The organism is Curtobacterium sp. MCBD17_030 (genome assembly GCF_003224255.1).
In the GTDB taxonomy this organism is placed as follows: Bacteria; Actinomycetota; Actinomycetes; order Actinomycetales; family Microbacteriaceae; genus Curtobacterium.
In genome coordinates this window covers 55,817-67,634 of sequence record NZ_QKLI01000018.1, presented here as the reverse complement: position 1 = coordinate 67,634, position 11,818 = coordinate 55,817, and the positions used below count along the sequence as shown (strand labels likewise).

The 11,818-nt window shown below is 71.3% G+C and carries 7 protein-coding genes and 1 pseudogene; 2 read left to right on the top strand and 6 right to left on the bottom strand.

Annotation, left to right across the window (positions count from 1 at the left end):
* Positions 1–1,099, top strand: a 1,099-nt coding sequence (locus tag DEI89_RS14035; protein WP_110904673.1) for a Bcr/CflA family efflux MFS transporter, incomplete at its 5' end; no start/stop codon positions are given.
* Between the two features lie 141 nt (positions 1,100–1,240).
* Complete coding sequence (locus DEI89_RS14030) at positions 1,241–1,843, top strand: YbaK/EbsC family protein (RefSeq protein WP_110904672.1); 603 nt, start codon at positions 1,241–1,243, stop codon at positions 1,841–1,843.
* Positions 1,844–1,972: 129 nt separating this feature from the next.
* On the opposite strand, the pseudogene DEI89_RS14025 reads toward DEI89_RS14030, so the two are convergent.
* The 6 genes and pseudogenes from DEI89_RS14025 to DEI89_RS14000 all read right to left on the bottom strand — a co-directional run.
* Positions 1,973–2,221, bottom strand: a pseudogene (locus DEI89_RS14025) (VOC family protein); the annotation flags it as partial.
* Between the two features lie 41 nt (positions 2,222–2,262).
* Entirely contained in the window at positions 2,263–6,117 is a 3,855-nt protein-coding gene (hrpA, locus tag DEI89_RS14020) for an ATP-dependent RNA helicase HrpA (protein WP_110904682.1), read from the bottom strand.
* Between the two features lie 34 nt (positions 6,118–6,151).
* A complete protein-coding gene (locus tag DEI89_RS14015; RefSeq protein WP_110904671.1) occupies positions 6,152–7,996 on the bottom strand; it encodes a thioredoxin domain-containing protein in 1,845 nt (614 codons plus the stop codon).
* Between the two features lie 103 nt (positions 7,997–8,099).
* Positions 8,100–9,167, bottom strand: coding sequence for an NAD(P)-dependent oxidoreductase (locus tag DEI89_RS14010; protein WP_110904670.1), 1,068 nt, complete (start codon positions 9,165–9,167; stop codon positions 8,100–8,102).
* Between the two features lie 45 nt (positions 9,168–9,212).
* Entirely contained in the window at positions 9,213–10,064 is an 852-nt protein-coding gene (locus DEI89_RS14005) for a sulfurtransferase (protein WP_110904669.1), read from the bottom strand.
* Positions 10,065–10,246: 182 nt separating this feature from the next.
* Positions 10,247–11,788, bottom strand: a complete 1,542-nt coding sequence (locus DEI89_RS14000; RefSeq protein ID WP_110904668.1) for an MFS transporter — start codon at positions 11,786–11,788, stop codon at positions 10,247–10,249.
* Positions 11,789–11,818 lie beyond the last annotated feature (30 nt).

Here is an 11,818-nt window from a genome sequence, read left to right as displayed (position 1 = left end):
CGCCCGCGACCTCGACGTGTCGACCGCCGCCGTGCAGCTCAGCCTCACCGCGTTCCTCGTTGCCTTCGCCGTCGGGCAGCTCGTCGTCGGACCGATCAGCGACGGGGTCGGACGTCGCCGGATCCTGATCGGCGGCATGGCCCTGTTCACCGTCTCGACCGTGGTGTGCGCGATCGCCCCGGACATCGTCACGCTCGTCCTCGCGCGCGTCGTCGAGGGGGTGGGCGGAGCCGCCGCGGCGGTCGCCGGACGCGCGATGGTCGGAGACGCGGCGACGGGCCTCCGCCGCAGCAAGCTCTTCTCGACGCTCGCGGTCGTGAACTCGGTCGGACCGGTCGTCGCGCCGCTGGTCGGCGGCGTCGTGCTCACGGTCACGTCCTGGCGGGGGACGTTCGTCGTGCTCGCGGTCTTCGGCATCGTGCTCACCGTCGCCGCGCTCCGGCAGCTGCCCGAGACCCTCGTCGCCCCGAGCCCCGGCGGCTCGTCACCCCGCGCCGTGGCCGGTCGGATGGCGGAGCTCCTGCGCATCCCGCGGTTCCGGTGGTACCTGGTCACCGGATGCGCGGCGACCATCGGGTTCTTCTCGTACATTGCCACGTCGTCGTTCGTGTTCCAGGAGCAGTACGGGTTCAGCGAGGGCCGGTACTCGCTCGTCTTCGCCACGAACGCGGGCTGTTCGATCCTGTCGACGCTGCTGTTCCGGCACCTCGTCGGACGGTTCTCCGAGGACCGGCTGTTCACCATCGGGCTCGTCGTCGGGACCGTCGGCTCCGCACTCGTGCTGCTCGGAGCGGTCAGCGGGCTCGGCGCCGCACTCGTCTGGCCGGCGCTCGCACTCGTCACCGCGGCGTGGGGATGGGTGATCCCCGGCTCGATCACGTTGACGCAGGCGCTCGGGCACCGACACCCGGGAACGGCATCGGCGCTCGCCGGTGGGCTGACGTTCGGGCTCGGCGGGATGGCGACCCCGCTCGCCGGGGCGCTCGGCGGGACGGCGATCGCGATGGGGGCACTGATGACGGGGTTCATCGCGGTGGGGTTGGCAGCGCAGCTCTGGGCGTCGGCAGCGGAGGGGAGGCGCGGGGTCGGCTCGCGCTGAGCGGCGACGCGTGGGCGTCGGTGCTGACATCGGTGTTGGCGCTGGTGCTGGTGCTGGTGCTGGTGCTGGTGTTGGTGTTGGTGCTCGCCGGGATCGAGCTGGCTGGCACCCGGGCGCGGTGTCGATCCCTAGGCTGGAGCGATGCCGACTTTGAACCGCATGCCCGTCCTGCTCGCCACCGGCTCCATCGCCATCCCCGTCGCCGAGGCCCTGGTCGCCCTGCCGTCGGCCGTGCTCCAGCGGATCGAGGCATCGCCGATCGACCCGGACCTGGCGGACACGGCTGCGTTCTCGGAGGCCTACGGCTTCCCGGTGTCCGGCGGCGCGAACTGCATCGTCGTCGCGGGGAAGCGCGGCGACACCGTCACCTACGCCGCCTGTGTGGTGCTGGCCTCGACCAAGCTCGACGTGAACCGCACCGTGAAGGGCCTGCTCGGGGCACGGAAGGTGAGCTTCGCGCCGATGGACGACGCCGTCGAGCGCACCCGGATGGAGTACGGCGGCATCACCCCGATCGGTCTGCCGGCCGACTGGGCCGTGTACGTCGACTCCCGGGTGCTCGCGGTGCCCGAGGTCGTCATCGGTGCGGGTGTCCGCGGGGCGAAGCTGTTCCTGCCGGGTGCCGTGCTCGGCGAACTGCCACGTGTCGAGGTCGTCGAGGGGCTGGCGGTCGACCCCGCTGATGCGGGCGCTGTCGATTCGGCACAGGTCGATTCCTCGTCGGAGGCCGACCAGCCCGCTTGACCGAGCGGACTCAGTCCTGCGGCACGACCAGGCAGAACGGGTGCCCGGCCGGGTCAGGTAGACCCGGAAGGTGTCGGTGCCCTGCCCGGTCGTCGCCGCACCGATCGCGACCACCGCCTGCTCACCCGCGTCGAGGTCGTCCACCTTCACGTCGAGGTGGACCTGTTGGGGGACGCTCTGCCCCGGGCAGTCCGGCGCACGGTAGTCGTCGACCCGCTGGCAGGCGAGCAGCGGTCGGTGTCCGGCGAAGGGCAGGACCACCTCGGCCCAGTCCTCGTCGAAGGCGACGATCTCCCCGCCGAGGACTTCGGCGGAGAAGCGGGCGAGGGCGCGCGTGTCCGGGCAGTCCAGGACGACGACGTCGAGTGTGCCGATCATGGCGGTCACCGTAGTCCTGGTCGGCTCGGCCGGCCCGCGGCTCAGCGCGAGGCTGCCGTGAGCGCCTTCGTGATCCGCTGCAGTGACACGGTCTCCGCTGTACCCAGTTCCTGCGCGAAGAGGCTGAGGCGGAACTCCTCGAGCATCCAGCGTGCGTGCACGAGCTCCGGGTGCGAGTCGACCGCCGGCGGGAACGTCCCACCGGCCTCGACGTAGCGGTCCGTCGCGCCGGTGACCTCGCGCATCCAACTCGCATCACGGCCCGGGTTCTGGAGCAGCTTCGTCACGCGGGCGTCGATGCCCTGCAGGTACACGCGGATTCGTCGGAGGCGGTCGAGCCCAGCCACCGAGACGAACCCGGCGAACACGAGCCGTTCCATCTGCTGCCGCATGTCCGACAGTGCCGGCAGCAGCGCCATGTTCGTCGCCTGCTTCATCGCGCGTTCGGCGTTCCGCTGGGCGGTGAGGACGGCGGCCACCTCGGACACGGCGGTGAACATCGTGTCGACGACCGTCGCCGAGACGGTGGCGCGCACCTGGTCGAACGCGGCCCGGGTGAACACCAGCCCGTCGGGGTGGGTCCGGCGGATCCCGGCATCGACCACGGCGGCCAGGACGTCGTCGAAGAGGGCGTTGGTCGACGGGTAGGGGCTCGCGGCGAGCGCGAGCTTCTCCTGCGCGGTGAGGTGCTGCTGGATGTACGACACGGGGGACGGTACGGCGAGCATCACGAGGCGGCGGACCCCCGCGGGCATCTGCACGGTCCGGTCGCCGGGCGTCGCGAGGAGCTGGACGCCGACGGTCGCCTTCGGGCCGGAGCCCTCCTCGACCAGGGCGGGGTACGCGCGGATGACGCCGCCGGCCTGCTTCGTGTCGAGGACCTCGGGCAGGTCCTGGTCGGGCCAGGTGGTGAGGCCGGACCGTTCGATGCGGCGGCCGGAGCCGGCGTCGGCGACGCGGGACGAGCCTCCAGAGCGTTGTGTCGCCGCAGCGACGCTCTGCTGGGTCCGGTCCTTGAGCTTGGTCTGCAGGGCCGAGAGGTCCTTGCCGGCCTCGACCCGGCGGCCGCGCTCGTCGACGACCGCGTAGGTCGGCAGCAGGTGCGACGGCACCCGCGACATGTCGAAGTCGGACTCCGACACCGGCACGTGCACGAGGCGCTGGATCGTCTTGGCGAGTGTCGCGCGGAAGCTCTCGGTCGGGGTCGTCGGAGCGTCGTCGGGGAGTTCGGCGACGATCTTCTCGGCCCAGTCGGCGGCCGGTACGACGTTCTTGCGGATCTGCTTCGGCAGCGCCTTGATGAGCGCGGTGACGAGTTCCTTCCGGAGCCCGCGGACCTGCCAGTCGAAGCCCTCTTCCCGCATGCGCGGCAGGACGGCGAGCGGCACCTGGACGCTGACCCCGTCGTCCTCGGCACCGGGTTCGAAGCGGTAGCGGACGGCGAGGCGCTGGTCGCCGCTCCGCCACTGGGTCGGGTACTCGGCGTCGTCCTCCGCGGCGGATGCGGCGGACTCGTCGAGCAGGTCCTCGCGGCGCATCGTGAGCAGGTCCGGCTGGTCACGACGAGTCCGGCGCCACCACCCCTCGAAGTCGCGCGTCGTCGCGATCTCGGCGGGGATGCGAGCCTCGTAGAACTCGACGACCGTCTCGTCGTCGAGCAGGATGTCGCGGCGCCGGGTGCGCTCCTCGAGCTGTTCGAGTTCACGGCGGAGCTTCCGGTTCGCCCGGTCGAACGCCTGCTGCGACTCCCACTCGCCCTCGACCAGGGCGTGCCGGATGAACAGCTCCCGCGAGTGCACGGGGTCGATCCGGTTGTACTGCACCCGGCGTCGCTGGACGATCGGCACACCGAACAGCGTCACGCGCTCGTACGCGACGACCGCGCCCTGCTTCTTCTCCCAGTGCGGTTCGCCGTAGGTGCGCTTGAGCAGGTCGCCGGCCAGGGGCTCCACCCACGCGGTGTCGATGCGTGCGACCGTGCGGGCGAACAGACGGCTGGTCTCGACGAGTTCGGCGGCCATCACGGCGTCCGGCTGCTTCTTCGCGAGCACGCTGCCCGGGAACACCACGAACCGGGTGTTCCGCGAGCCGAGGTAGTCCCGCTTCTCGCGGTCGCGGAGGCCGATCTGGCTGAGGAGACCGGCGAGGAGCGCGCGGTGCACCGAGTCCGGGTCGTCCTTGCGCTCCTTGCCGACGTGGATGCCGACCTGCTTCGCCGCCCGGGAGAGCTGCCGGTACAGGTCCTGCCACTCGCGGATGCGCAGGTGGTTGAGGAACTCGGCCTTGCACATCCGGCGGAACGCGCTGGAGGACAGCTCTTCTTGCTTGTCCTCCAGGTAGTTCCAGAGGCCGAGCAGGGTGAGGAAGTCGCTCGTGGGGTCGGCGAAGCGCGCGTGCTGCTGGTCGGCTTGCGCCCGCTTCTCCAGCGGACGCTCGCGCGGGTCCTGGATGCTCAGCGCCGAGACGATCGCGATGACCTCACGGCCCACGCCCTGGCGGCTCGCCTCGAGGACCATCCGGCCGAGGCGCGGGTCGATGGGCAGTCGGGTGAGCTGCTTGCCGGTCTTCGTGATCGCACCGTCGGTGTCGACGGCGCGGAGTTCGCGGAGGAGGTCCAGGCCGTCCTTCACGCCCCGGGAGTCCGGCGGTTGCAGGAACGGGAACGACTCGATGTCGCCGAACCCGAGCGAGATCATCTGCAGGATGACGGCGGCCAGGTTCGTCCGGAGGATCTCCGGGTCGGTGTACTCGGGACGGCGGTCGAAGTCGTCCTCGGAGTAGAGGCGGATCGCGATGCCCGCACTCGTCCGACCGGCACGGCCGGAACGCTGGTTCGCGGACGCCTGCGAGATCGCCTCGATGGGCAGCCGCTGCACCTTCGCCCGCGGCGAGTACCGGGAGATGCGGGCGGTGCCGGTGTCGACGACGTACTTGATGCCGGGGACGGTCAGCGAGGTCTCGGCCACGTTGGTCGCGAGCACGACACGTCGTCGGAGGCCCGGGGTGTTCGATCGCTGGAACACGCGGTGCTGGTCCGCGGCGGACAGTCGACCGTAGAGCGGCAGGACCTCGGTCCCCGGGTAGTGCTTGCCCTCGATGGCGTCCTGCGCGTCGCGGATCTCGTTCTCGCCGGACAGGAACACCAGGACGTCGCCCGGGTCCTCCCGCGCGAGCTCGTCCAGCGCGTCCGTGATGCCCTGCAGGTAGTCGCGGTCGTCGGTGCTGCTGCGGTCGTCCCTGCTGCCGTTGTCCGGGCCGCCCTCGTCCTCGTCGTCGTCCTCGTCGCCCGCGGCGTCCTCGTCCGCGACGAGCGGTCGGTACCGGACCTCCACCGGGTAGGTCCGTCCGGAGACCTCGACGATGGGCGCGTCGCCGAAGTGCTCGGAGAACGACTGCGGGTCGATCGTGGCACTCGTGATGATGACCTTGAGGTCCGGGCGCCGAGGGAGCAGTCGCTTCAGGTACCCGAGCAGGAAGTCGATCGTCAGGGAGCGCTCGTGCGCCTCGTCGATGATGATCGTGTCGTACCGCTTGAGGTCCCGGTCGAAGTGGATCTCGTTCAGCAGGATGCCGTCCGTCATCAGCTTGATCCGGGTGGCCGCGCTGACCTTGTCGGTGAAGCGCACCTGGTACCCGACGAGGTCGCCGAGCTCGCCGCCGAGTTCTTCTGACACGCGCTCCGCGATCGTGCGCGCGGCGATCCGTCGGGGCTGGGTGTGGCCGATGCTCTCGCGACCGAGCTCCAGGCAGATCTTCGGTAGCTGCGTCGTCTTGCCCGACCCGGTGGCACCCGCCACGATCACGACCTGGTTGTCGCGGATCGCAGCGGCGATGTCGTCCCGCCGCTGCGAGACGGGCAGCTCGGGCGGGTACGTGATGACGGGGGGATTCGACATGAGCATTCCAGGATACCGTCCGGGCGTGCCGCAGTCAGCCGAGCTGGGTGGCGAGCTCGCCGACGGTCCGTGCCGGCAACGCGCAGACCCGGTCGTGGCAGACGTAGGTCACGCCGTCCAGCGCGTCCCTGGCCTCGAACAGCGAGAAGCCAACCGCCGCCCACTCCGCCGCCTGCGCTCGGGTGAGCACGGCGACGATCGTCCCCGGACGTCGTGCGGCCCGGACTGTGGTCAGCATGCCGACCACCTCGGAGCCCGATCGGTCGTCAGCGACGAGCACGACCTCTCGTGAGGGCCGCTGGAGGGCGAGCGCGAGCCCGAGGGCATCTGCGTGCCCGAGTGGTCGGTCCACCCCGGTCCGGGCGCGCTCGGCGATGAGGCGTTCGGCCGCCGAGTGCCGGCCGTCGTCACCGGTGAGGGCAGCGAGGAGCGCGGCAGCCCCGGCCATCGCCACCGTTCCGGATCGGAGTGCTGTCTGCGGCTGCTCACCGGTCGCGGTCCCGGCAGCGGCGAGGACCGGATCGACCTCCAGCGCACCCGACAGTCCGTCGCCCACGAGCGTGCGCCCGATCACGGCGTACCCGAGCTCGCCGGTCGCGAGGGCGAGCTCGAGCAACCCCTCCGCGAACAGGCCGAGGTCCTCGATCGTCGGCGCTGCGGTCGACCCACCGCGCGGGGTGCTCGACCGGACCATGACGTGTCCGTCCCGGAGGTGTGTGGCGATGACGGCGTCGGCCGCCGCTCGCGCGAGGTCGATCATCTCGTCGTCGCCGGCGTGACTGCCTGCGATCACCAGCCCGCGGATCGCCAGACCGTTCCACCCAGTCAGGACCTGGTCGTCGAGCGGCGGTGCCTCGAGCCGGCCGCGCTCTTCGAGCGGTACGCGGTACCACTCGCCTTCCACCCGCCGGCCGTCGATGGTCGACTCGCTGTCCTGCGCCGCGACGAAGGCACCGTCCGCCCGACGGAGGGTGTCGCGGAGGAAGTCCGCGATGCCGCGGGCTCGCCCCGGTTCGGCCACCGCGAGCAGGCCCGCATTGTCGTAGAGCATCCGCTCGTAGTGGGGGACGGACCAGTCCCGCTGGGTCGCGTACCGGAACACACCACCGTCGACGTCGGTCAGTTCTGACCCGGCGATGGCGTCGAGCGCACGGGTGAGCAGCGCGCCGGCTGCGCCGTCGCCGTCCGCGGCCACGTCGCCGAGGAACTCCAACAGCGGAGCGTTCGGGAACTTCGGCGCCCCACCGAACCCGCCGTACGTGGCGTCTTCGGCACGCTCGAGGTCGGCCACGACCCCACGGATCGCCTCGACGGACGGGAGGCCCGCCCCACCCCCGTCAGGCTGCCCGGCCTGTGCGGCTGCTGCGTCCGCCTCGGCGCCCTGCCGGATCGCCCCCGCGACCGCCGCCGCGTTCGCATCGACCTCGTGCCGACGGTCCCGCCACGCATCGAGCACCGCGGCCGTGACCTGCCGGAACGACGGGTGCGCACCGACCGGCTGCGGCGGGTAGTAGGTCCCCGCGTAGAACACCTGCGCGGCAGGCGTCATGAACACCGTCAACGGCCATCCGAGGTTCTCGGTGAAGGCGCTCGCCGCGGCCATCGCGCTCGAGTCGACGTCCGGGCGCTCTTCGCGGTCGACCTTCACGGCGACGAAGTCCTGCCGGAGCATCGCACCGATCTCGGGGTCGGAGAAGCTCTCACGCGCCATCACGTGGCACCAGTGGCACGTGGCGTAGCCGATCGACACGAGGACGGGCACGTCACGCTCCCGTGCCTCGGTGAAGGCGTCGGCGCCCCACTCGCGCCAGTCCACCGGGTTGTCGGCGTGCTGGCGGAGGTAGGGGCTGACGGCGGTCCCGAGCCGGTTGTCGTTCATGCACCCAGCGTGCCCCGCGCGCCCTGTGTGGGCGGGCCTCCAGTCGGATCTGTGGAGGAGCTGCCGCTGTCCACAGCCCGGCGGGGTCAACCCAGCCGACCTGTCAGCCCAGCCCGAGCGACAGCAGCACCAGCGCTGCGTCCTCCGGCCCGTAGTCGAACATCCGGTCCCAGAACGGATCGGCCGCCCACGGCACGTCCCCGTCGACCGGCGTGCGGTGCGCCGTCTCGACCAACCAGTCGACCTCCGGCACGACCGCCTCCGCGAACCGCGGCGGCACCCACCCGAGCGAACGCGCAGCGGTGGTGTCGAGCACGGACGGCGACGGCACCGACCAGGGCGTGAGTCCGACGAACGCGGGGGCGTCCTCGCCGAGCAGGACCTCGTCGAACGTGTGACCGAGGTGCCTCGCGACGGTCCGGACGATCTCCAGCGCCGTCGGCGCCGTCTCGTCCGCGACGTTGAGGATGCGGCGGTCGGGTGCGTCGGCGACGATCCGGACCAGGGACGCGATGCCCGACGCCGCCGTGGTGTGGTCGACGCCGCGCCCCTCGTCGGCGAGCAGGACGCGCTCGCGGCCGTCGAGCACCCGGCGTACGACGAACCACTCGCGGGGTCGGCCGATGCCGACGCCGTACACCTTCGAGGGGCGCAGGACGGTGACGGGCGCCCCGTGGTCGAGCAGGACCTGTTCGGCGGCGACCTTCGCGGCGCCGTAGCCGTCGCGACTCGTCGGGTCGGCGTCAGCGGGGGTGACCGTCGGCTGCAGCTCGGTGACGGCGCCGCCGAACACCGGTTTGTCGAGCGAGTTCGCGTGGCGACCCTGCTCGTCGGCGTAGACCGCCTTCGAGGACACGAAGACGGTCGACCCGACGTCGTCGAGGAAGGGGGCGAGCTGCAGGGCGTCGTCGCGGGTCACGCCGACGGTGTCGACGAGCAGGTCCGCGCCGGGGCGCAGCAGCTCGCGCAGGAACGTCGTGTCGCGACGGTCTCCCGGTCGGCCGACGGCGCCACGGGCGAGGAGTTCATCAGCGACCGGGCCTCCGGAGCGCGAGACGACCTCGACCTCCCAGTCGTCGCCGCCCCGGCCGGACACGTCGAGGAGTTCGCGGACGACCTGGGATCCGATGCCGCCGGTCCCACCGAGGACGACTGCGCGTCTGCTGCTCATGCGGGCAACGCTAGCCCGCCGCGGGCAACGGGCAGCGCCACCCGGTCAGGACGCGATCGGTTCCCGCCACCACTCGGCGAGGGACCCGTCGTACACGCGGACCTTCTGGTGTCCGAGCACGGTCAAGGCCAGCGCGTCGACGCAGGAGGCGCTCCCGACACCGCAGTAGGTGACGACCTCGTCCGCGGAGAGCACCGGTGCGAGTGCGCGCTCGAGTTCCGGCTGGCGGAGCAGGGCGTTCGATCGGTCGAGCAACTCACGGACGCCGATGGTGGTGCTCCCGGGGACGATCGGCGGGTGGTCGTCGCCGAGGGCCGCCGGGTCGGCAGCCATGACGAGCGCCGCCGGCTGGGAACCGTCGACCGCACGGAGGACCCGTGCCCGGTCGGCCCAGAGCGGACGTTCCTCACCCGCGACGAACGCGTCGCCGTCGCGGGACGGCTCCGGTGCGCGGGACAGGGCCCCGACACGGACCGGCCGTCCTTCGTCGCGCCACTTCGGGAAGCCGCCGTCGAGCACGGCGACGGCGTCGAAGCCGAAGGACCGGAAGATCCACCACAGACGGGCGCTCCACTCGCCGATGCCGTCGTCGTAGACCACCACGGTGGAGGCGCGGCTCACGCCCAGCGCGCGGGCTGCGGACTCGAAGCGGTCGACTCCGGGCCGGGTGAAGGGCAGGTCCGTCCCGGACGCCGAGAACTCGTCGATGAGGTCGGCGTAGACGGCACCCGGGACGTGTCCGCGACGCTCGTGGGCGTCCCGCGCCGAGTGCCACGACATGCCGAAGCCGATACCGTCCGTGTGCACCGAGGCGTCGAGGACGAGGAGGTCGTCCGCGCCGAGGTGGTCGGCGAGCCACTGCGTGGACACGAGTGGCGAGGTCAGGACGGGGGCCATGTGGCACACGGTAATCGACGCCTCTGACTCACGACAGAGGGTGAGCAACAGTCCGACACAGGCCGTGGAACGATCGGTCGGAGCACAGCGTGATGTGGCTTGCAACAGCCGGACGCCGGACGGCGCCGCAGTGACCTGCGGTGCCGTCCGGCGTTCGGCGTGGTCGTGTCGTCTGGTGCTGGTCAGTGCGCGGCGGTCGGGACGCTGCCCGTCACGCCGGACCCGGCACGGGCGAGACGATCGAGACGGACCGACTGCCGGTTGATGAGCAGGCCGCTCGCGATCGCCACGATCAACAGGACCCCGGCCGAGATCGCGAACGCAGCGTGGTAGCCGTCGAGCACGGCCTGCGCCTGCTGGAGCTTCGTCGGCGCCGCGGACAGGCCGGAGAGGCTGTTCTCGACGACGTTCGCGAAGATCGTCGACAGCAGCGCGGTGCCGATCGAGCCACCGATCTGCTGCATGGTGTTCACCGTCGCCGATGCCACACCGGCGTCCGAACGGGCGACCCCGGTCGTCGCGGTGTTCATCGCCGACGAGAAGATCGTGCCCATGCCGAGACCGATCACGATGAGCGCCGGCAGGACGGTGCCCGCGTAGGAGCTGTCGAGGTCGGTGCGCAGGAGGAGCAGGAGCCCGATGGCGGCGACGAGGGCTCCGGCGAAGATCAGGACCTTCGGGCCGACGCGGGGCAGCAGGCGTCCGCCGATCTGGGTGGCTGAAAGCATGATCGACAGCGGCATCGGCAGGAACGCCAGGCCGGTCTGCAGCGCCGAGAAGCCGAGGGTCTGCTCGAGGTAGTAGGTCAGGAACAGGAAGATGCCGAACATGCCGATCGCGACCAGGCCGATGGCGACGAACGAACCACCGCGGTCACGGTCGAGGATGACGCGCAAGGGGAGCAGCGGGTGCGCGACCCGGGTCTCGATCACGACGAAGGCCGCGATCAGCAGCACACCGCCGGCGAGCATGCCGATCGTGAGCGGGGCGTCCCAACCGTTGGTCTCGGCGTTCGAGAAGCCGTAGACCACACCGACCAGGCCGGCGGTGATCGTGATGACCCCGGCGATGTCGATGCGCGGACGCTCGACCTTCGGCGGCTTCGCCATGAAGACGATCGCACCGATGACGCCGAGGATCGCGAACACGACGTTCACGTAGAGGCACCAGCGCCACGAGGCGTACTCGGTGAGCACGCCACCGAGCAGCAGACCGATCGCGGCACCGGAGCCGGCGATGGAGCCGAAGATGCCGAACGCACGACCGCGCTCCTTGGGGTCACGGAAGGTCGTGGTGAGCATGCCCAGGGCGGACGGGGCGAGCAGCGCGCCGAAGACGCCCTGCAGGGCGCGAGCGGCGACCAGGAGCCCGAACGAGTCGGCGAGGCCGCCGAGCACGGACGCGACGGCGAAGCCGACCAGGCCGATGATGAAGGTGTTCTTGCGGCCGAAGAGGTCACCGAGGCGCCCGCCCAGGAGCAGGAGTGAGCCGAAGGCCAGCGAGTACGCCGTGACGATCCACTGACGCTGGTCGGTGGCGAACCCGAGGTCCTGCTGCGCCGAGGGCAGCGCGATGTTCACGATGGTGGCGTCCAGGACGACCATGAGCTGGGCGAGGGCGATGACCGCGAGTGCGATCCATCGGTGGTCGGTCCGGGCCGGGGTGGGGCCCGCGGTCGTCGGCGTTGCTCCTGTGGGAGCGGGCGCGGTCTGTTCTGCCGTCACGACAGCCTCCTTCTCGAAGGATGGAAGAGG